This is a genomic window from Pseudomonas arcuscaelestis (assembly GCF_016881005.1).
In the GTDB taxonomy this organism is placed as follows: Bacteria; Pseudomonadota; Gammaproteobacteria; order Pseudomonadales; family Pseudomonadaceae; genus Aquipseudomonas; species Aquipseudomonas arcuscaelestis.
Genome location: NZ_JACOPV010000016.1, coordinates 13,399 through 33,717, shown reverse-complemented (window position 1 = coordinate 33,717; position 20,319 = coordinate 13,399). Strand labels below are relative to the sequence as shown.

Below are 20,319 nucleotides of genomic sequence, written 5' to 3'. Positions count from 1 at the left end.
GAGCTGCCTGGCAGATCTCTGTCTGGTCAATAGCAAGCCCGATGCCAATGTGCGCTTTATGAGTGCAAGCCCAGTGTTTACGCGGGTTTCGTGCACAAAGAGGATGCAAGAGTGCCGAGCGATTTGGCGGATTTCCGCCCGACACCTTTTGCAAAACCATAAGGATGGCGGTAATCCGCCCAGAGGAAATCGCGATTCATTCCAGAGAAAATGGCGATTCAGTCCAAGGAAAAGCGGATACGAAATGCGGCGCCACCGAGTTCGGAGTCATCCAGCGTGAGGCTGGCGTCATAGCTCTCGATAATGTCCTTGACCACCGCCAGGCCAATGCCCTGCCCCGGGTTCTGCCGATCCAGGCGTTCTCCACGCTGCAGAATGCGTTCGCGCTGATCAAGCGGTACGCCCGGACCGTCATCCTCGATACACAACTCGATCGCCGAAGGATCACTGCGCAGGCTGATGCGGATCTGGCTCAGGCACAGGCGGTAGGCGTTTTCCAGCAGGTTGCCAAGCAGCTCGAGCAATGCCCCTTGCTCCATCGGCACGACAGCCTGCTCGGGCACATCAAGGGTGATGTTCACCTGTTTGTCGCGGTACACCTTGGCCAGCGTGCTGCACAGGCTTTCGAGCAACGGTTGCACCGCTACCTGATAACGGACCAGGCCACTCTTGCGCAGGCTGGCGCGTTGCAACTGGTAGTCGATCTGCTGGCTCATGCGCTCGATCTGACTTTGCAGAATCCGCGACTGCTCACGGTCTTCACGACGCTGGCCCATGCTTTCACTTACCCCTTGCAACACCGCCAACGGGGTTTTCAGGCTATGGGCCAGGTCGTCCAGGGAATCACGGTAGCGTTGGCGCTGGTCACGCTCACTGCGCAACAGGCGGTTCAATGAACCGGTCAAACGCAACAACTCACGAGGATGCTCGCCGCTGAGCCCATCGCGGGCACCGGACTCGACATCATCAAGCTCGTGACTCAACTGGCGCAACGAGCGCAAGCCCCAGGTCAAACCCGCCCAGAGCAACACCAGCAAGGCCAGCAGCGCCGCACCAAACCCCAGGTACAGGCGTTCGCGCAGGCCGTCGAGGGTATGCTGGTATTCGCGCACCGGCTGTAATGCAACGATGCTGAACGCTGCCGTCTTGCCACCGAGCAGCTTGACTTCGACGTCATAGACAAAGAACTCCTCGCCGTCGGCCTGGCGGATGCGCGCAAATTCGTTGCCGCGCCCGTCATAGCGTGGGGTGTAGTTGATGTTTTCATCGGCCGTAGCCCGGGACCGCCAGACCAGATTGCCCTGGCGATCATAGATGTAGCCGAGCAAACGGCTGTCGGGCAGGTTGTATTTTTCATCCGGCAGCAAGTCCGGCATCTGCAACTGGTTGTGCTCGATGCGCGCTGCCGATATCAAGGTAGTAACATCCGAGGCCAGGCGCTTTTCGATCGACTCCTGCAATGCCAGGCTGAACGTCTTCTGCAGGGCTGGCAGCAAGGCGAGCATGAACAACAGCGCCAGCAGCGCAGCCGCCAGCATCAGGCGCACCCGTAACGAACGGATCATCGGCAGCGCTCGGTGAACAGGTAGCCCAAGCCACGGACGGTATCGATAGGCTTGAAGCCGTTGTCACCCTCAAGCTTGCGGCGCAGGCGCCCCACCAGCACTTCGATCACATTTGGATCGCGCTCGTCGTCATCGGGATACAGCTGCTCCATCAGGCGATCCTTGGCCACCACTTGCTGATGATGGCGCATCAGGTATTCCAGGATGCGGTACTCGTAGGCAGTCAGCGCCAGCGGCTGTTCGTCCAGCGTCGCCTGTTTGCGATTGAGGTCGAGCACCAGGGGGCCGGCAGCGATGGTCGACTGGGTAAAGCCGCTGGAACGCCGCAGCAAGGCGTTGAGCCGCGCCTCGAGTTCTTCGAACTGGAAAGGCTTGACGACATAATCGTCGGCGCCTGCCGCCAGGCCTTCGACTTTGTCTTGCCAGTTGCCCCGCGCGGTAAGAATCAGAATGGGAAAGCCCTTGCCCTGGGAGCGCAACTGGCGAATGAGGTCCAGCCCACTCATGCCCGGAAGGCCCAGGTCGATCACCGCCAGGTCATGGTTGAACTGCGCGGCTTGATACAAGGCTTCCTCGGCGTCGGCCACGGCTTCAACCACATGCCCACTCTCGGTCAAGCGGCTGAACAAGTGATGCCGCAACAGCGCTTCGTCCTCAACCACCAGCAGTTTCATAGGTTCCTCCCTACCCTTTCCTTAGTTCGTCACGCAGGCCTGGCCCCGTGCAGAATAACAGCGAACCGGCCATGCGCTTGCAGGTCGGTTCGAGCAATCCCGTGCGTGGGTCAGAACAAGTAGTTGGCCGACAGGTAGGTTTGCGCGCTGCTGTCCAGGCGCAGGGTGCCGACTTTCGGACCACCATGCTCGGCAAGCTCGGTGCTGGCATTGCTGCGCAGGTAACGGTAGCCCAGTTCAACCGAGGCATTGTCGGAAACCTGCTGTAGCACGCCGGCTTGCAAGCCGATGGCGTAACCGGTATCGGTGTCGCGGCTGTAGCCGGAAGACTCCTGGCTGAGCTTGGTCAGGCCGGCGCTGGCACCGCCGAACAGCTTGGTGCTGGTGCCCAGTGGGTAGAACATGTCGTAGCTGCCCAAGAGGTTTTCCTGGCGCACCTTCAAGCCGCTGTGGTCGTTGGAAACGTTGTCATAGGTGAGGTAGTAGCGACCCTGGTCGTTCATCTGGCCGACACGTACGCCCCAGGTGCCGTCCTTACTGATGATGCCGTCGGTGTTCAAGTGCTCGGTGTTGCTGCTGAGCAAACCGGATTTTTTGATTTTGTCGCTGGTCTGGCCGTAAGTGACACCGGCGAAAGTGGTGTCGGCTGCCTGGACTGCAGCGCTGGCGCTGAAAAAGGCTGCGGCAAGGAACAGAGTGTTGAGCGCTTTCATGAGAGTTACTCCTGGCGGTGTGCCGTTCAAGTGATAGAGCAAGGTTAAGGAAACCCTCCTGAACCGCCGCTGAACCCAGCCTGAACCTAGGCTGAACAACGCCCGCAGAATGAAAATACCCCCTAACCCGCACCGGGGTGCTCTCGCTGAGCATCATTGGCAAGCACTTGATCGCCACGGCACAATAGCGCCATGAACCGACTGCCCTCCTGCTGCACTGCTTTGCACCACCACTGGCCCTTGCCGCAGACCATTGCCGGTGCAGAGCTGGTCAGCTGTGCCTTTGACCCCGCCTTGCTTGCCAGCGACGACTTCGCGCGCGCCGGCATCGAGCAGACGCCCAACCTGCAACGCTCGGTCGCCAAGCGCCAGGCGGAGTACCTGGCCGGACGAGTGTGCGCCCGGGCTGCCCTGCAGCGCCTTGATGGTCGCCTGTATGTCCCCGCTACCCACGAGGATCGCTCCCCGATCTGGCCCACCGGCATCAGCGGTTCGATCACCCACGGCAAAGGCTGGGCGGCTGCCGTGGTCGCGCGTAACAGTGACTGCCAGGGCATTGGACTGGATCAGGAAACCTTACTCAGCCATGAGCGCGCTGAACGCCTGGTGCGGGAGATTCTTACCGAGGCCGAGCAGCAAAGAATGGATAGCGCGCAGACCGGACTCAGCGTGACCCTGACATTTTCCCTCAAGGAAAGCCTGTTCAAGGCCCTCTACCCCATCGTGCAACAGCGCTTCTATTTCGAGCATGCCGAGGTGCTGGAATGGTCCGCGGACGGCCACGCACGCTTGCGCTTGCTCACTGATTTATCGGCGCAATGGCATAGCGGCCGCGAGCTTGAGGGACAGTTCTGTTTGCAGGATGACCAATTGCTGACGTTGGTCAGCGTCTGAGCGTCAAACAAGCAACGGACAGTGCTGGCAATGGCCGACCCAATCCACCTTGTAGCTGAGGCAGCAGGTGCGACGTTGACGTTTGCCCGACGCATTCAGGCCCACTGCCGCATGCAGCGGGCTGTCAGCGCAGGCGAGCAAACGGCCCAGGTCGCCGATGTCCAACTCCACCCCCTGCAATGCCTGATCCAGGCAATCGCCCGCGTTGCCCCAGAGCACCCCGGGTGCCACCGCCCCCAAGGTCGCCAGACGCGACACCAGCGGTTGCAGGTGCTGTTGCAGCAGCGCATCCAGTCCTGCGCAATGCTCTGCCTTCCCAGTCAGCATGATGGGCAGTCCACGAGCATCCAGGGTTACCTCGGTGGCAGCGAACACTGGCAGTGATGCGCCGTCCAGCAGCACCTTCCAGACCGCAGCAAAGTAGTACTTGGACCACTGCGAAACCAATACGGGGCGTTGCCCGGGCATCAGTTCCGGGCCATACAGTTCAAGCAGCAGCGCGTCGAAACGAGACGCTTCGAGCACCTTGTCCAGCGGCTGGGCAGCACTCATTCCTGATCCTGGCTGCGCGGCCAGGTCAAGCTGAACCGGGCGCCCCCTAGTTGTTCACTGTGGCCCACCGAAGCCCGCCCGTTATGCCAGTAGATAATCCGCCGCACAATCGACAAGCCCAGGCCGTGACCGCCTGAAGCACGGGTTCGGCTGTCATCCAGTCGAGTGAAGGGAGTAAAGATGCGATCCCAGACTTCCTCCGGAACACCCGGGCCGTCATCCTCGACATCGATTCGGCAACGCTGCGTTCCCAACTGATAACCGAGGCTGACCTGGGATTCTGCATGGCGCATGGCATTGCTCACCAGGTTCTGCACGGCCCGTTGCAAATAGCGCGGCTCGGCTTCGACCCATGCCCCCTGCCCTTGAGCCTCTTGCTCATCGCCCAGGCACACGCCGCGCACCACCTTGACGTCGCTGCGCAGGGGCGCCAGCTCGGCAATCACCTGATCGAACAGCGCATCGAGGTTGACTCGCTGAAAGTTCAAGGCCGGCGCACCCTGCTCGAGGCGGGCGTAGGTGAGCATCTCGTCAACCAGCTTGTCGAGCTCCTGAATGTCCCCGTCCATGCCGCTCAAATATTTTTCCCGCGCCTGGTCGTCGCGGGCGCTGGCGATCATTTCCAGGCCGAAGCGCAGCCGTGCCACTGGGGTGCGCAACTCATGGGAAACGGCGCGTACCAGCTCCCGCTGGATGGCCAGCGAACGCTGCAGGTGTTCGGCCATGCCATTGAAGGCGGCGGCCAGGCGCCCGACAGAATCGGCATCATCGGCCGCCACACGGGTAGACAAGCTGCCTTGGGCGATGCGCGTGGCAGCAGTCTCGAGATCGGAAAGGCGTCGCTCCAGCTGCCGCACCAATAGATAGACAATCAAACCAATAAGGCACAGCCCAAGTACCGCAATCAACGCCAGCAACTGCGGCGGATAAGGGTTCATCTGATACAGCGGGCCAATCTCCAGCACCCAGGGCGTGCCGACCATGCCGGCAACTACGCGGATCGAGTCGCCATCCTTGCCAAGCGCCATTACCGTGTCGCCTTCATCGACACGTCGACGCTGGTCGTCGTCCATGTCGGTCTGGTCGATACGGCGCAGGCTCAAGTCAAAACCAAAACCTTTGTCCTGCTTGATCTGCGCCAGGCGCCGGGGCTGCTCACCAATGGGATAACGCACCAGCTCATCGGCAAGCAGGTAGATCGTCGCTCGCGCCAACTGCTCGCTGATCTGCTCTACCTCGCCCACCAACAGCAGGTCCTGCGTGCCGACCTGGCGCATGACCCTGGCCGCATGCGGGCCGGTCTTCTCTACCAGCACCTGGCCGCGATTCAACTTGCTGCGCTGGCCGCCATCCAGACCCGCGGCAGACGACGGTTGCAGGTCCAGCGGAATGCCCAGCAAGCGCTCCCAGATCAGCAGATTGCGCTTGCGCTCCACTTCGCCAAGCGGCGCCAGGTTGTCGGCCATCAAGGTGAAGGTGCCGTGGGCCAGACGCTCACGGTACTGACCGGCTCGAACCTCGTTGAGCAGGTGCACACTCAGCACCCCAAGCACTGCCACCAGCACCAGGGCGGCGAGCATGCCGCCATAGATACGCAGGAAAATCGAATTCATCACGACTGGCCCATCGCCTCTGCCGCCTCGCGCACGAATAGATAGCCTTTGCTGCGGATGGTCTTGATCATTCGCGGGTGCTCAGGGTCGTCGCCGATTTTGGGGCGGATTCTGGAAATACGCACATCGATGGAGCGATCCTGGCCGTCATAACCGACGCCGCGCAACGAGGTGAAAATTTCTTCCCGGGACAACGTGCGCCCGGCGTTGCTGACCAACAGCCAGAGCAAATCGAATTCCGCGCTGGTCAGCTCGATACCGTTGTCTTGCAGCCAGGCCTCGCGCAGCACGTTATCGACCCGCAGCGGCCCGAACTGCAGACATTGCACTGGTTCGCTCTCGGCAGGCTCGCTGCGGCGCAGCAACGCGTTGATGCGCGCCAGCAACAAGCGCGGCCGAACCGGCTTGCAGACGTAGTCGTCGGCGCCCAGGTCCAGGCCTTGAACCTGGTCCAGGTCGTCGCTGCGAGCGGTGAGCATGAGAATTGGCCCGGCAAATTGCTGGCGAACCTTGCGACAGATGCTCAGGCCGTCTTCTCCGGGCAGCATCAGGTCGAGAATCACCAGGTCCGGTTGCTCGGCGATTATCCGCGCCGCGGCCTTGGCGCCATCACCTTCAACCTCGACTTCAAAGCCGTTGGCCTGCAGGTACTCGCGTGTCAGGTCGGCCAAACGCTGGTCATCCTCGACAATCAATACCTGGCTGCGCTGCTGCTCCACGGTCCACCTCGACAGCTTATTGTTATGAACTTGTTGTTATATGCGTTGGGTACTGGCGTCCCCAAAAGGCCAGTTCTGCCCCGGATACTACGGAAGGCACCGACACCTGCCAACCGCCGCCACCCGTTGCGGACAACCGCCGCGTCGGCCGCTCGGAAGAACCAGGAAATTGTGGTAGGGTGCGCGCCCTAAAATTTGTACCTGGGTAACGACGGCCCGTTAAAAAAAGGGTGACGAGTGGTGATCTGGCGCTAAGACGCGGCCTACAAGGCTTTAGGCAAAATCACTCACAAACTACGCACAAGTTATCCACAGAGCATGACCTTGCAATACCCCTTGGACCGCATTATCTTGTATCCCCATCGAAACAAAACACTACATCTTGGGTTTTGAAGCGATTCCCAAGCACAAGTCAAGCAAAGAACTCAAGCCCTTAAATAGTGCTTTTTTTGCTTGAACTTAAAACGTATTCAGTAGCCAAACCGCTCCGGCGCAGGCGTCCGTTGCAAACCCTTGGAGGGTGTTGTTTCGGGTACGGGTGTTGCAAGCCATAGGCACACCTTACAGCAACAGTTTTGAGCGAGACTCAGAACCTTTGACTTCGGCCAGGGAGCGGCAAGTAATTGCCCCTTATTTCCTGATCTGTCCCGAAGTGAGTATGCCCGACCTGTTCGGCATGCCGGAGCGTCGTGTTCCTGCGTGTCGTCAGGGTCGGTTGTTGGGCTTTCGGACGGAACGGTTGGCGCTTACACAGCGCCTAAATAAACATAGAGAATGTGGAGACACCCATGCAAACCGACACAACTCGCGAGAACCCGCAGGCCCAGGCGCCGCAGGCCGCCGATTCGAACCAGGATCTGGCTGCTACCGCCCCAGGCCAACTGCGTGTGATCAAGCGCAATGGCACTGTCGTCGCCTACACCGACGACAAGATCACCGTGGCTATCACCAAGGCGTTCCTTGCAGTTGAAGGTGGCACCGCTGCTGCCTCGTCGCGTATCCATGACACCGTTGCCCGTCTGACCGAACAGGTTACTGCTACGTTCAAACGTCGCATGCCGTCGGGCGGCACTATCCACATCGAAGAAATCCAGGACCAGGTCGAACTGGCTCTGATGCGTGCCGGCGAGCAGAAAGTTGCCCGCGACTACGTGATCTACCGCGATCAGCGCGCCAAAGAGCGTGCTACCCGTAGCCACGCCGAAGACAGCACCGTTCAGCCGCACCCAAGCATCCGTATCACCCTGGCTGACGGCAGCCTGGCGCCGCTGGACATGAACCGTCTGAACACCATCATCTCCGAGGCCTGCGAAGGTCTGGCCGAAGTCGATGGCGACCTGATCCAGCGCGAAACCCTGAAGAACCTCTACGACGGCGTGGCCATCAAGGACGTCAACACCGCCTTGGTAATGACCGCCCGTACCCTGGTCGAGCGCGAGCCGAACTACTCTTTCGTTACCGCCCGCCTGCTGATGGACACCCTGCGTGCCGAAGGCCTGAGTTTCCTCGGCGTTGCCGACAGCGCCACTCACCACGAGATGGCCGACCTGTACGCCAAGGCCCTGCCAGCCTACGTTGCCAAGGGCGTGGAGTTTGAGCTGCTCAACCCGGCACTGGCCGACTTCGACCTGGAACAACTGGGCAAGGCGATCAACCACGAGCGCGACCAGCAGTTCACCTACCTGGGCCTGCAGACCCTGTACGACCGTTACTTCATCCATAAGGATGGCGTACGTTTCGAGCTGCCTCAGGTGTTCTTCATGCGTGTGGCCATGGGCCTGGCGCTCGAAGAGAAAAACAAAGAAGCCCGTGCCATCGAGTTCTACAACCTGTTGTCGTCCTTCGACTACATGGCTTCGACCCCGACCCTGTTCAACGCCGGTACCCAGCGTCCACAGCTGTCGAGCTGCTACCTGACTACCGTGCCGGACGACCTCTCGGGCATCTACCACGCGATCCACGACAACGCCATGCTGTCGAAATTCGCCGGTGGCCTGGGTAACGACTGGACCCCTGTGCGTGCACTGGGCTCCTATATCAAGGGCACCAACGGTAAATCCCAGGGCGTCGTTCCATTCCTGAAAGTGGTCAATGACACAGCTGTTGCGGTAAACCAGGGCGGCAAGCGCAAAGGCGCTGTCTGTGCCTACCTGGAAACCTGGCACCTGGACATCGAAGAATTCATCGAGCTGCGCAAGAACACCGGTGATGATCGCCGTCGTACCCACGACATGAACACCGCCAACTGGATCCCTGACCTGTTCATGAAGCGCGTCTTCGATGACGGCAAGTGGACCCTGTTCTCGCCAAACGAAGTACCCGACCTGCACGATCTGACCGGCAAGGCCTTCGAAGAGCGCTACGAGTATTACGAAGCGCTGACCGAATACAACAAGATCAAGGTATTCAAGACCATCCAGGCCAAAGACCTGTGGCGCAAGATGCTCTCGATGCTGTTCGAGACCGGCCACCCATGGTTGACCTTCAAAGACCCATGCAACCTGCGTTCGCCGCAGCAGCACGTGGGCGTGGTCCACAGCTCGAACCTGTGCACCGAAATCACCTTGAACACCAACAAGGATGAAATCGCCGTCTGCAACCTGGGCTCGATCAACCTGCCGAACCACATCGTCGACGGCAAGCTGGACACCGCCAAGCTGCAACGCACCGTGAACACGGCCGTGCGCATGCTCGACAACGTGATCGACATCAACTACTACTCGGTGCCGCAAGCACGTAACTCGAACCTCAAGCACCGTCCAGTGGGCCTGGGCATCATGGGCTTCCAGGACGCGCTGTACCTGCAGCACATTGCCTACGGTTCCGACGCGGCCGTCGAGTTCGCCGACAAGTCGATGGAAGCGGTCAGCTACTTCGCGATCCAGGCATCCTGCGACCTGGCCGATGAGCGCGGCTCGTACGAGACCTTCCAGGGTTCGCTGTGGTCCAAAGGCGTCCTGCCACTGGATTCGCAACAGATCCTGATCGAAGCCCGTGGCCAGAAGTACATCGACGTCGACCTGAACGAAACCCTGGACTGGGCACCGGTACGGGCTCGTGTTCAGAAAGGTATTCGTAACTCGAACATCATGGCCATCGCGCCGACCGCAACCATCGCCAATATTACCGGCGTATCGCAGTCGATCGAGCCGACCTACCAGAACCTGTATGTGAAATCGAACCTGTCGGGCGAGTTCACCGTGATCAACCCGTATCTGGTTCGCGACCTCAAGGCCCGCGGTCTGTGGGACTCGGTCATGATCAACGACCTGAAGTACTACGATGGTTCGGTACAGCAGATCGAGCGCATTCCACAGGAACTCAAAGACCTGTACGCCACTGCGTTCGAAGTGGAAACCAAGTGGATCGTCGACGCCGCCAGCCGCCGTCAGAAGTGGATCGACCAGGCCCAGTCGCTGAACCTGTACATTGCCGGCGCTTCGGGCAAGAAACTGGACGTCACCTACCGCATGGCTTGGTACCGTGGTCTGAAAACCACCTACTACCTCCGTGCCCTGGCTGCGACCAGCACCGAGAAGTCGACCATCAACACCGGCAAGCTCAACGCTGTATCCAGCGGTGGCGACAGCGCCCCGATCCAGGCAGCCGGCCCTGCGCCAGTGCCGAAGGCTTGCGCTATCGACGAGCCGGATTGCGAAGCCTGCCAGTAACGCCACACCCCCTGTGGGAGCGGGCTTGCCCCGCGAAAGCGGCCAAAGCCGCTCCCACAGCAGCCTAATAGAAGGTCAGGGACAACCCTGGCCTCCTCCGAGGAGCCAAGCTCCCGGAAGCATTCAAAGTTTTTGCGTGCACAGCAGTACTCAACCGCAAGCAACGCAACCAAGATCCACCGGCCATACTGAACATGGCCCTCAAGCAGGAGACCCACCATGCTGAGCTGGGACGAATTCGACAAAGACGAAGGCGAAGAAGCCTCCAAAGGCGCAACCGCCACTCAAGCTGCTGCCGCAGGCATCGACAAGCTCGATAACGCTGGCGGTGTTGCCGCGTTGGAAGCCCGCGCCGTGACTGCCGATGACTCGGAAGCCGTCAAGCGTGCCAAGGCCGCCCTGGACCAACTCGACATCGCCGAAGGCCTGGCTGAGCTGGAAGGCTCCGCTGCCCGTGTTGCGGTTGACGAAAAGCGCATGATCAACTGCCGCGCCGACCTCAACCAGCTGGTGCCATTCAAGTACGACTGGGCCTGGCAGAAGTACCTGGACGGTTGCGCCAACCACTGGATGCCGCAAGAGGTCAACATGACCGCGGACATCGCCCTGTGGAAAAACCCGGAAGGCCTGACCGACGACGAGCGTCGCATCGTCATGCGTAACCTGGGCTTCTTCTCCACTGCCGACTCCCTGGTTGCCAACAACCTGGCGCTGGCCGTGTACCGCCTGATCACCAACCCCGAGTGCCGCCAGTACATCCTGCGCCAGGCGTTCGAAGAGGCGATCCACACCCACGCCTACCAGTACTGCATCGAATCGCTGGGCATGGATGAAGGCGAGATCTTCAACATGTACCACGAGATCCCGTCGGTTGCGAAGAAAGCCGCCTGGGGCCTGAGCTACACCCGCGCGATCTCCGACCCGGAATTCAATACCGGTACCGTCGAGACCGACAAAGAACTGCTGCGCAACCTGATCGCCTACTACTGCGTTCTGGAAGGCATCTTCTTCTACTGCGGCTTCACCCAGATCCTGTCCATGGGTCGTCGCAACAAGATGACTGGCGTTGCCGAGCAGTTCCAGTACATCCTGCGTGACGAGTCCATGCACTTGAACTTCGGTATCGACGTGATCAACCAGATCAAGATCGAAAACCCACACCTGTGGGATGCCGAAATGAAAGAAGAAGCCTCGCAAATGATCCTGCAAGGCACCCAGTTGGAAATCGAATACGCTCGCGACACCATGCCGCGCGGCGTACTGGGCATGAACGCGGCGATGATGGAGGACTACCTCAAGTTCATCGCCAACCGTCGCCTGTCGCAGATCGGTTTGAAAGAAGAATACCCAGGTACCACCAACCCGTTCCCATGGATGAGCGAGATCATGGACTTGAAGAAAGAGAAGAACTTCTTCGAGACTCGGGTTATCGAGTATCAAACAGGTGGGGCGTTGAGCTGGGATTGATGCCTTGCTCCCCAGGTGCAGATGAGCAGTTGAACGCTGTTCGGCGTTAACTGAACCGCTAGACCTGAAGCCACCAAAGCCACCTCAGCACTGCATGCTGAGGTGGCTTTTTTTTGCTTATTCACGGTAGGCCAACTGTGTAGTCGGTGACACATACAGCCAGGTGCTGATCCATTGGCGCGGGGCGGTTTCGAGTCAGCGTAGGGCCGGCAGCGGTGCCACATTAATAGATAAGCTCGCAGCCTCACTCCCCCAACCAACTTAACCAGAGGGTAACTCGGCCAGTCAGGCACTGCCCTTGGCCTGCTGTTCCAGGTGCAGCTGCAACTGCGGATCGATCTGTAGCGCGCCGGCCAGTTCGTCCAGATAGGCCCGCTCTGCTTCTTGCTGGTCATCCACCAGCATCACACTGGCCAGGTACATTTCCGCGGCCATGGCCGGGTCCTGGGCTGATTGGGCGACTTCGGCAGCATCGAGCGGCTTGCTGACTTCAACATCCAACCATTGCTGCAATTGCGGGTCGCTGGTGTGGCGTTTGATTTCTGCGTAGATCAACTGTTCTTCCTGCTTGTCGATGCGACCGTCCGCCTTGGCCGCAGCAATCAGTGCACGCAGGATCGCATGGCTGTGATCTTCGGCCTCTGGCCCGGACAATTGATCGACAGTGCGCACCATCTGTTGCGGGGCTGCCGCCTGGCTGCGCTGCCAGCTTTGATAGGCCTGGAAGGCCATCATGCCCAACGAGGCCAAGGCCGCGTAATTTGTACCGCCCCCGGAACGCCCCTGGCTATAACCGCCACCATTGTTACTGGCACTACTGCCACCTAATAGACCGCCGAGCAAACCACCGAGGCCGCCACCACCAGCGCCTCCACCGCCGCCGAGCAGCCCGCCCAGCAAACCACCCAGTCCGCCCATTGGGTCTTGCGACGACATGCCGCCGCCCCCTTGTTGCGCCTGCGAGCCCTGCCCGGACCGGAGTAATTGTTCGAGTAGATCACTGGTGTTCATGGCACCGCCCTCCTGTGGTAGTTGTTGCCCAGACAACAAACGATAGCCCCCTCAAGGCAACCCACCACGACCGTCTGGCTGACGGCCGAGCAGGCCCTGCCTTGTTTATATCCGCCCAGCATCAAGGAATCTCGGCGCAGAACTGTTCGATGCTGCCCTCTTCCGGGCCAGTGCTGAGAACCACCGAGTAACCATGGCCACTCAACGTGCCAATGGGTGTGGGCACGGTCCTGGAAAAATCCCAGCCGGTGCTGCTGCGATTGACCATGACGATGTCATTCAATGAGTAAGCCGGTTGCGCCGCGCGGCTGGTGCAGGAGCCCTTGTAGATATAGGTATACAGGCGAACCTGGTGCAAGCTGCGGTATACACCGCTGACATGGAAGCTAAGGTCGGTTGCATTGCCGCGTGGCACCATCGTGACGTAGCCGATTTCGCCAGCGTTATGCCCTACGGGCTTAAGATCGATCTGGACGAAGTCGGCCTTGCGATTTTCATAGCCAGCGCAGCCCATCATCACAACAGCGACTGCCGAAGCCAGCCAGCACATGCGCGTCAGGTCTTTCATGATTACTCACTCGCAGAAGTGAGTACCCAGTATAGACCTGCCCCCGGTCGGCCTGCCTACAGTACGACAGCAACATAGTTAACCGAAACCGAAAGCCGGATTAATCAGTTCAGGGTATCTATTAGCTACAAACTATCGCTACTCTAGCCGCGCACAAAAAAAACAACAAAACCCAATTAAACCACTCTCGCATTACATCCCTGCCCATCTCTTGCGACCCACAACAATTACGAGGACAACAATGTCCCGTGGAGATAGCAAATGCCCAACACCCGTGTTGATTCAGCGCAGCCGTCCTTGCTCGAAACACGCACTATCGACCACATACCCGAATCGGAAAGGCACGGTAGCCTCTTCAGTCAGTTCACCTTGTGGCTAGGCTGCAACTTACAAATTACTGCATTGCTAACAGGCTCCCTCGCTGTTGTTTTAGGCGGCGATGTATTTTGGTCACTGATTGGTTTGTTGGTCGGGCAGATATTTGGCGGTGCTGTCATGGCCCTGCATGCTGCACAAGGGCCGAAACTGGGTCTTCCGCAAATGATCTCCAGCCGTGTGCAGTTTGGTGTCTATGGCGCAACCATCCCTATTATTCTAGTTGCGCTGATGTACTTGGGCTTTAACGCAACAGGCGCGATTCTATCCGGCCAGGCTGTTTCGCAATTGGCCGGTGTCAGTAACAGCAGTGGCATTCTGATCTTTGCCGGTTTGACGATGCTGATGACCATCATGGGCTATCGCTTCATTCACATCGCCGGGCGTGCCGCGAGCATCGTTGGGGTTGTTGCGTTCTGCTATCTCTTTGCCCGACTGACCCTCACCAACGATATCGGCCAGTTGCTTGCGATTCGTCATTTCGACTGGGGTAGCTTTCTTCTCGCCGTGTCACTCTCCGCGTCCTGGCAGATTGCCTATGGACCCTATGTGGCGGACTATTCGCGCTACCTGCCGAGCAAGACTTCGTCAATCAAGACGATCCTCGCCGTTGGCCTTGGCTCAGTTATCGGGGCGCAGATATCGATGGTACTCGGGGTGTTCGCCGCGGCCCTGGCAGGTGCGAACTTCGCCGGCCATGAAGTCTCTGTGATCGTCGGACTGGGAAGCACCGGGGCCGCCGCCGCCCTGATCTACTTCAGCATCGCTTTCGGCAAACTCACGATCTCGACCCTGAACGCCTACGGCAGCTTCATGTGCGCCGCTACGGTTATCAGTGGCTTTCGCGGGCATGTTGCAATCAGCCAACGCCAACGCATTGTTTTCGTATTGTGCATTGTCGGCGCATCGACCGCTGTTGCGCTGCTGGGTGAGGACTCTTTCATCGGCGTTTTCAAATCGTTCATCTTGTTCTTGCTGGCATTCTTCACGCCTTGGAGCGCTATCAATCTTGTCGATTTCTACTTCGTCAATAAAGAGCGATACAACTTGAACGCGCTGTTCGATCCCAATGGCCAATATGGCCGATGGAACACGCTGGGCATCAGCACTTACGTAATTGGCGTCCTGATTCAAATGCCTTTTATTTCAACCAGCCTCTATACCGGTGCACTGGTTGAAAAAATGAATGGCGTCGATATCTCTTGGATCATTGGTTTGATAATACCCGGGGTTATGTATTACTTCCTGGCTAAGAGATCCAAAGCAGCCGTTTCATCCCCCGTACAACACAGCCTGTAAATAGCATTGGGTTCAAACCCGCGCAGCTCACCCCCTGCATACGCTCTCGGGGTGAGCGTTCACCCGGCAATCACTTAATTTTTTTGAAAAGCTGACTTTCGATGTTGGCGATTTATCAACTCGCCCGCTGTTCGTACGCTAAGCCTGGAACATCCAAAAATAATAACAAGGTTTTTATCTATGCCCTCACCCCTCCCCGGTTTCACGCCCTGGCTGCACCTGCCCTTTTTCACTCCTGAACGATAAAGACAATGAGTCGACCGTCACCCCGGTTCGACGAGGAGATCCGCTATGAGCAATAACAACCCGCAACCCGTTGATGCTGCACTGGTGCCACGTTTCGCCGGCATTCCGACCTTCATGCGCTTGCCCGTGTTCGAAGACCCCGCGCAAGTCCGTATCGGCCTGGTCGGTGTACCGTGGGACGGCGGCACCACCAACCGTGCCGGGGCTCGGCACGGGCCGCGGGAAGTGCGCAATATGTCCAGCCTGATGCGTAAGGTTCACCATGTCAGCCGCATTGCGCCCTACGACCTGACCCGCGTCGGCGACCTGGGCGACGCGCCGGTTAACCCGATCGACCTGCTCGACTCCTTGAAGCAGATCGAAGGTTTCTTCAGCAAACTGCATCAGGCCGGGGTGATTCCGCTGTCGGTGGGCGGCGACCACCTTGTCACTTTGCCGATCTTTCGCGCACTGGCACGCCACCGTCCCATCGGCATGGTGCATTTCGACGCGCACTCCGACACCAACGACCGCTACTTCGGCGACAACCCCTACACCCACGGCACGCCCTTTCGTCGCGCCATCGAAGAAGGCCTGCTCGACCCGCGACGCACGGTACAAATCGGTATTCGCGGTTCGATTTACTCCGCAGACGATGAAGCCTTCGCAGAAGAATGCGGCATTCGCGTCATCCACATGGAAGAGTTCTGCGACCTTGGCGTCGAGGGCACGCTGGCAGAAGTACGCCGTGTGGTGGGCCAGGACCCCACCTACATCAGCTTTGATGTCGACGTGCTCGACCCCGCTTTTGCACCCGGCACCGGCACCCCTGAAATCGGCGGGATGACCACCCTGCAGGCGCAGCAAATGGTTCGTGGTTTGCGTGGACTGAACCTGGTCGGCGCCGATGTGGTGGAAGTCTCCCCGCCTTTTGATTTGGGCGGTGCCACAGCATTGGTTGGCGCAACCATGATGTTCGAGCTCCTCTGCATCCTTGCCGATGCTTTGGCTGAACGCAGCTAAGTCGAGGAGAAGCCAGCATGAGCTTCAGCGACTTCATAGGTTACGACCGCAAGGGTGAGGTTCGGGAAATCGATACCACCCTGTCCAAAGGCCGGCTCAGCACACTGAATGTCTGCGCCAATACCCTGGCTTTCAACGGACCGGCATGGGTAGGGGTATCGTCGATGCCCCTGCTGTACACCCTGTCGGGAGAACTGGCTCCACTGTCGATTCTGGCGGCTTATTTCTTCCCGATGATGGTGATTGCCTTCAGTCTTATCTATCTGGTGCGACGTGCGCCAGCGGCAGGCGGGGTGTTTGTCTTCAGCAAACGCTACCTGTCGCCCGGGGCGGCAATCATCCTTGGCTGGGCCTACGTGATCATGTGCTTCAGTGTCACAGCGATGTGTGCACTGGTGGGCGCGCAGTACACCCAAAGCCTGCTAGGGCTCAACGGCTCGCCGTACACCGGGCAACTGGTGGCCAGCGTGCTGATCGTGGTGTTCATGGTCCTCAACCTGCGCGGGGTGGAAGCGACCGCAAAAGTCGCTATCTGCCTCCTGGCGCTGGAGCTGGCCGTACTCCTGGGCCTTGGGCTGGCTGGCATCATCGACCCGCAGGTGCCTGGCGCCGGCGTGTTGAACTCCTACATGCCGTCATCGCTCGACAGCTTCTGGACCGCAATCGGACCGGGCATGTTGTTTGGCATGTGGATGCTTGCCCAATTCGACTCCTCGATCAATTTCATCGAGGAAGCGAAGACGCCCGTACGAACCATCCAGCGCTCGTTCCTGCTGACCCTGACAGCCATGCTGGTGATCTATTCGATCGCCGCCATTGGCTGGAAGATGGCTGTGCCTGCAAGCACGCTGGCAGGCATGTTCGCCGACAGCGCACAGGCGATTGGCAGTATTGCCCAGCTGTACTTGCCCTCGTGGCTACTGTGGTTGCCCACCCTGGTCATCATCACCTCCGCATGCAATTGCTTGAACATCTCGCTGAATGCCGGGGTACGTGCCGGCTATCGCATGAGCCACGAAGGCGAGTTGCCCTCGGCACTGGAGAAACTCAACACGCGACGCGTGCCGGCGCGCCTCACCCTGATCGGTACCTTGTGCGCACTGGCGATGATCTGGGCAAAACCGATCAGCGAACTGCAGTGGTACTACGACGTGGTGTCGATCACCATGATGATCTCCTACAGCACCATGCTCCTGTGCTTCATCTTCGCCACCTTTCGTGAGCAACAACGGACCAAGGCACTTGCCATGTCGGGCCTGCCCGCCCTGGCCCTGCTGACCCTGGCCTACATCGCCTACACCGCAGGGGCCCAGCCTGCAGACCCTGCCTATCTCTATCACGTCTGGTACTGCGGCGCGGTGATCATCGCCAGTGGCGCAGCCGTGCTTGTCTACAACCGCATGCGCCGCAAGGCGCTGTCGCAGAGGATCGTTTCCCCATGATCATGTGGCCTGATCGCAAACGCTTTGCCGTCACCTTGAGTTTCGACCTGGATGCAGAAACCGCGTGGGATTCCTCCAGCCTCGAAGGGCGTCGCCTGACATTACTTTCCATGGGCGCATACGGGCGCCGGGTTGGCGTGCCGAGGATTCTCGAGCTGCTGGAGCGCTATGAAATACGCGCGCAGTTCTATGTTCCGGCAGTGGTGGCGCAAAGGGACCCGAACGTGGTTCGCGGCATCGCCGAGGCCGGCCACAGCATCGGTTGCCACGGCTATTTCCATGAACGGGTAGACGAGCAAACGCCGGAACAGAACCTGCAGATTCTCAAAGACAGCAAAGCGGTGCTGGAGCGCACCATCGGGCGCGAAGTGCATCACTACCGTGCGCCTGTCTGGGAAATCACGCCGGATGTGATTGAGGCGCTGGTCGAGCTTGGTTTCAGAAGTGACAGCAGCCTGATGGGTGACGACCGTCCGTATCTGGTCGGTGGTGCCACCGGGCAACTTCTCGAGCTTCCGGTCAGTTGGGCGCTCGATGATTGGGAGCAGTTCGCCTACTCCGCCGAGCCTGCGGTGGGTGGAGTAATCGAAGCACCAGACAAAGCCTTGAGCCTATGGACCGCAGAGCTCGAAGGCATGCGCGCCTATGGCGGACATTTCATTCTGACCATGCACCCGCAACTGATTGGCAGGCCTTCACGATTGCTGATGCTGGAACGCCTGATCCAGCTCATCAAGCAGAACGACGACGCCTGGTGGTGCACACCCGATGACGTATACGAGCAGGTGCGCCGAGGCGCGCTTGAACTCCCCGTCCACCCTTACTGAGAGGTTGTCCCATGAATGTTCTGGTAACTGGCTCCAACGGGTTTCTTGGGCAAGAAGTCGTGCACCAATTGCTCAAGCAAGGGCACAGCGTCACAGGCTACGACCGTAGTTTGCTATGCGCCATCGATGCGTCCGGCTTCCACTATCGGCAAGGCGATCTGCTGGACTTGGCCAGCCTGATCGAAACCTGCAGATTGCAGCGTTTTGACGCGGTTATTCATACCGCCGCTATCTCGCACCCGGTAGATTCTCGGCGCATTCCACTGCAAACCGTGCTGACCAACGCCCTGGGTACCACCCATGTGCTGGAGGCCGCCAGGCTGTGCGAAATTCCCCGCGTAGTGAACCTCAGCTCTGAATGCGCCTACGGACACAACCAGGCGCTTGGCGTTATCGATGAAACTGCGCCGCTGAACCCAACGACCCCTTACGGCTGCACCAAGGTGTTCACCGAAAAACTTGGCCAGGTCTACTCCGACCTTTATCAGGTCAGTGTCGTTTCGCTTCGCCCCGGCTGGATCTACGGGCCTGGGCAATTCATGCAGTGCTACCTCAAGGAATTGCTGCGCGCAGCCATCGATGGGCAGCCGCTCACAGAGCCGTACGGCGGCGATTATCGACTGCAGTACGTGCATGTCGCCGATGTGGCTGCATCCTGCCTGCTGGCAGCCTTTGTCGATGAGCAGCAACTCAAGCAACGGGTTTTCAACGTTACTGCAGGCGAGCAGGAGCGTTATGCCGATGTAGCCAACCGTGTGCGGCAGCTCTATCCCAATGCTGCCATCCATATTGGTCCGGGCACCCTCGAAGTGCTGGATGAGAACGCACGCTTCGACATTACGGCCGCTTGTGAGCAGTTGGGATATCGCCCCGAATTTCTGCTGAGTGACGGCCTGGCTACTTACGCACGCTGGTTGGAAAACCACCCCTACTGAAATGGAGCTGATCGATGAAATCGTATCTTGTGACAGGTGCTGCCAATGGTATTGGTCGTGCTATCGCGCTGGCGCTGGCCGAACCGGGGGACAGCGCAATATTGAACGACCTGACGTTCAGCCACGAACTTGAGTCGTTGGTACAGGAACTGGAGCAAAAGGGTGTCAGCGTGCAAATCGCCCTGGGCGATGTTTCAGCCCCGGCGACGGTACAGCAGGCCTTCAGCGGCGTGCAGCGTCTGGACGTGCTGGTGAACAACGCCGGCATTCTCAATGAAGCGCCGATCACGCAAATGTCGTTCGAGCAGTGGGACAAAATGCTGCGCGTGCATTTGTACGGGACCTTCCTGTTCTCCCAGCAAGCAGCGCGCCTGATGACCCGCCAAGGCAGCGGTGCCATCGTTAACATTGCCTCCGACCTTGGCCAGCTTGGCTGCGCCAACCTTTGCCATTACTCCGCTGCCAAAGGTGGAATCATCGCCTTTACCAAGGCATTGGCGAGGGAGTTGGCACCGCAAGGTGTGCGCGTGAATGCGGTGGCCCCGGGTGGAACGCTCACCCCGATGGTCGAGCGCCTGGGGCCGGCCTATATCAAAGAGGAAGCCGCCCGCTATCCTTTGCAACGGCTTGGCAGCGCACAGGAGATTGCCAATAGCGTTGTATTCTTGGCCTCCAACAACGCAAGCTTCACCACAGGCCAGGTGTTGGGTGTGAATGGCGGTGGGGTGATGAATGGCTGAGCGCTC

General features: G+C 59.2%; 17 protein-coding genes. 9 read left to right on the top strand and 8 right to left on the bottom strand.

The features are described from left to right. Nucleotides 1-218: 218 nt before the first annotated feature. The 3 genes from H8F21_RS22875 to H8F21_RS22865 form a co-directional block, all read right to left on the bottom strand. A complete protein-coding gene (locus H8F21_RS22875; protein ID WP_203479679.1) occupies nucleotides 219-1,565 on the bottom strand; it encodes an ATP-binding protein in 1,347 nt (448 codons plus the stop codon). After that, the gene (locus H8F21_RS22870; RefSeq protein WP_203585400.1) at nucleotides 1,562-2,239 is read right to left on the bottom strand and encodes a response regulator transcription factor; all 678 of its coding nucleotides are present in this window, start codon (nucleotides 2,237-2,239) and stop codon (nucleotides 1,562-1,564) included. The genes H8F21_RS22875 and H8F21_RS22870 overlap by 4 nt, the downstream gene beginning before the upstream one ends. 110 nt (nucleotides 2,240-2,349) lie before the next feature. Next, nucleotides 2,350-2,952, bottom strand: coding sequence for an outer membrane beta-barrel protein (locus tag H8F21_RS22865; protein ID WP_136474956.1), 603 nt, complete (start codon nucleotides 2,950-2,952; stop codon nucleotides 2,350-2,352). 192 nt (nucleotides 2,953-3,144) lie between these two features. Between H8F21_RS22865 and H8F21_RS22860 the strand changes: the two genes are divergently transcribed. Continuing rightward, nucleotides 3,145-3,846 carry a 4'-phosphopantetheinyl transferase family protein gene (locus H8F21_RS22860; protein WP_203479680.1) on the top strand — a complete coding sequence of 234 codons (702 nt, stop codon included), beginning with the start codon at nucleotides 3,145-3,147 and terminating at the stop codon, nucleotides 3,844-3,846. Between the two features lie 3 nt (nucleotides 3,847-3,849). Here the strand turns inward: H8F21_RS22860 and fhuF are convergent, their stop codons facing one another. From fhuF to H8F21_RS22845, 3 genes are read right to left on the bottom strand one after another with little or no spacing between them, the layout of a single operon-like run. After that, nucleotides 3,850-4,398, bottom strand: a complete 549-nt coding sequence (gene fhuF / locus H8F21_RS22855) for a siderophore-iron reductase FhuF (RefSeq protein ID WP_203479681.1) — start codon at nucleotides 4,396-4,398, stop codon at nucleotides 3,850-3,852. After that, nucleotides 4,395-6,014 (bottom strand): ATP-binding protein, encoded by a 1,620-nt coding sequence (locus tag H8F21_RS22850; RefSeq protein ID WP_203585399.1) that lies wholly within the window; start codon nucleotides 6,012-6,014, stop codon nucleotides 4,395-4,397. Before H8F21_RS22850 ends, fhuF begins: the two co-directional genes overlap by 4 nt. Beyond that, the gene (locus tag H8F21_RS22845; protein WP_203585398.1) at nucleotides 6,011-6,730 is read right to left on the bottom strand and encodes a response regulator; all 720 of its coding nucleotides are present in this window, start codon (nucleotides 6,728-6,730) and stop codon (nucleotides 6,011-6,013) included. The genes H8F21_RS22850 and H8F21_RS22845 overlap by 4 nt, the downstream gene beginning before the upstream one ends. A gap of 788 nt (nucleotides 6,731-7,518) precedes the next feature. Between H8F21_RS22845 and H8F21_RS22840 the strand changes: the two genes are divergently transcribed. Both H8F21_RS22840 and H8F21_RS22835 read left to right on the top strand, forming a co-directional pair. Continuing rightward, entirely contained in the window at nucleotides 7,519-10,401 is a 2,883-nt protein-coding gene (locus H8F21_RS22840) for a ribonucleoside-diphosphate reductase subunit alpha (protein ID WP_203479684.1), read from the top strand. A gap of 219 nt (nucleotides 10,402-10,620) precedes the next feature. Then, complete coding sequence (locus H8F21_RS22835) at nucleotides 10,621-11,868, top strand: ribonucleotide-diphosphate reductase subunit beta (RefSeq protein WP_203479685.1); 1,248 nt, start codon at nucleotides 10,621-10,623, stop codon at nucleotides 11,866-11,868. 285 nt (nucleotides 11,869-12,153) lie between these two features. On the opposite strand, the gene H8F21_RS22830 is transcribed toward H8F21_RS22835, so the two are convergent. Together H8F21_RS22830 and H8F21_RS22825 are read right to left on the bottom strand one after the other, a co-directional pair. Beyond that, nucleotides 12,154-12,879 carry a tellurite resistance TerB family protein gene (locus H8F21_RS22830; protein ID WP_203479686.1) on the bottom strand — a complete coding sequence of 242 codons (726 nt, stop codon included), beginning with the start codon at nucleotides 12,877-12,879 and terminating at the stop codon, nucleotides 12,154-12,156. 121 nt (nucleotides 12,880-13,000) lie between these two features. Beyond that, on the bottom strand, nucleotides 13,001-13,447 hold the full coding sequence (locus tag H8F21_RS22825; RefSeq protein ID WP_136474949.1) for a hypothetical protein: 447 nt from the start codon (nucleotides 13,445-13,447) through the stop codon (nucleotides 13,001-13,003). 261 nt (nucleotides 13,448-13,708) lie between these two features. Between H8F21_RS22825 and H8F21_RS22820 the strand changes: the two genes are divergently transcribed. The 6 genes from H8F21_RS22820 to H8F21_RS22795 all read left to right on the top strand — a co-directional run bounded on the left by H8F21_RS22820 (nucleotide 13,709) and on the right by H8F21_RS22795 (nucleotide 20,313). Next, a complete protein-coding gene (locus H8F21_RS22820; RefSeq protein ID WP_203585397.1) occupies nucleotides 13,709-15,121 on the top strand; it encodes a purine-cytosine permease family protein in 1,413 nt (470 codons plus the stop codon). A gap of 291 nt (nucleotides 15,122-15,412) precedes the next feature. Then, nucleotides 15,413-16,369: an agmatinase gene (gene speB / locus H8F21_RS22815; RefSeq protein WP_136474947.1), complete on the top strand. Its 957-nt coding sequence runs from the start codon at nucleotides 15,413-15,415 to the stop codon at nucleotides 16,367-16,369. A gap of 17 nt (nucleotides 16,370-16,386) precedes the next feature. Then, on the top strand, nucleotides 16,387-17,811 hold the full coding sequence (locus H8F21_RS22810; protein ID WP_203585396.1) for an APC family permease: 1,425 nt from the start codon (nucleotides 16,387-16,389) through the stop codon (nucleotides 17,809-17,811). Further along, the gene (locus H8F21_RS22805) at nucleotides 17,808-18,638 is read left to right on the top strand and encodes a polysaccharide deacetylase family protein (RefSeq protein WP_203543057.1); all 831 of its coding nucleotides are present in this window, start codon (nucleotides 17,808-17,810) and stop codon (nucleotides 18,636-18,638) included. The genes H8F21_RS22810 and H8F21_RS22805 overlap by 4 nt, the downstream gene beginning before the upstream one ends. 11 nt (nucleotides 18,639-18,649) lie before the next feature. Then, on the top strand, nucleotides 18,650-19,573 hold the full coding sequence (locus tag H8F21_RS22800; protein WP_203479690.1) for an NAD-dependent epimerase/dehydratase family protein: 924 nt from the start codon (nucleotides 18,650-18,652) through the stop codon (nucleotides 19,571-19,573). Between the two features lie 14 nt (nucleotides 19,574-19,587). After that, nucleotides 19,588-20,313 (top strand): SDR family NAD(P)-dependent oxidoreductase, encoded by a 726-nt coding sequence (locus H8F21_RS22795; protein WP_203479691.1) that lies wholly within the window; start codon nucleotides 19,588-19,590, stop codon nucleotides 20,311-20,313. Nucleotides 20,314-20,319: the final 6 nt, after the last annotated feature.

What these genes read in the sequence shown, in the direction of transcription:
- H8F21_RS22875 (WP_203479679.1), bottom strand. Translation starts at nt 1,565, where the DNA reads ATGATCCGTTCGTTACGGGTGCGCCTGATGCTGGCGGCTGCGCTGCTG.
- H8F21_RS22870 (WP_203585400.1), bottom strand. Translation starts at nt 2,239, where the DNA reads ATGAAACTGCTGGTGGTTGAGGACGAAGCGCTGTTGCGGCATCACTTG.
- H8F21_RS22865 (WP_136474956.1), bottom strand. Translation starts at nt 2,952, where the DNA reads ATGAAAGCGCTCAACACTCTGTTCCTTGCCGCAGCCTTTTTCAGCGCC.
- H8F21_RS22860 (WP_203479680.1), top strand. Translation starts at nt 3,145, where the DNA reads ATGAACCGACTGCCCTCCTGCTGCACTGCTTTGCACCACCACTGGCCC.
- fhuF (WP_203479681.1), bottom strand. Translation starts at nt 4,398, where the DNA reads ATGAGTGCTGCCCAGCCGCTGGACAAGGTGCTCGAAGCGTCTCGTTTC.
- H8F21_RS22840 (WP_203479684.1), top strand. Translation starts at nt 7,519, where the DNA reads ATGCAAACCGACACAACTCGCGAGAACCCGCAGGCCCAGGCGCCGCAG.
- H8F21_RS22835 (WP_203479685.1), top strand. Translation starts at nt 10,621, where the DNA reads ATGCTGAGCTGGGACGAATTCGACAAAGACGAAGGCGAAGAAGCCTCC.
- H8F21_RS22830 (WP_203479686.1), bottom strand. Translation starts at nt 12,879, where the DNA reads ATGAACACCAGTGATCTACTCGAACAATTACTCCGGTCCGGGCAGGGC.
- H8F21_RS22825 (WP_136474949.1), bottom strand. Translation starts at nt 13,447, where the DNA reads ATGAAAGACCTGACGCGCATGTGCTGGCTGGCTTCGGCAGTCGCTGTT.
- H8F21_RS22820 (WP_203585397.1), top strand. Translation starts at nt 13,709, where the DNA reads ATGCCCAACACCCGTGTTGATTCAGCGCAGCCGTCCTTGCTCGAAACA.
- speB (WP_136474947.1), top strand. Translation starts at nt 15,413, where the DNA reads ATGAGCAATAACAACCCGCAACCCGTTGATGCTGCACTGGTGCCACGT.
- H8F21_RS22810 (WP_203585396.1), top strand. Translation starts at nt 16,387, where the DNA reads ATGAGCTTCAGCGACTTCATAGGTTACGACCGCAAGGGTGAGGTTCGG.
- H8F21_RS22805 (WP_203543057.1), top strand. Translation starts at nt 17,808, where the DNA reads ATGATCATGTGGCCTGATCGCAAACGCTTTGCCGTCACCTTGAGTTTC.
- H8F21_RS22800 (WP_203479690.1), top strand. Translation starts at nt 18,650, where the DNA reads ATGAATGTTCTGGTAACTGGCTCCAACGGGTTTCTTGGGCAAGAAGTC.
- H8F21_RS22795 (WP_203479691.1), top strand. Translation starts at nt 19,588, where the DNA reads ATGAAATCGTATCTTGTGACAGGTGCTGCCAATGGTATTGGTCGTGCT.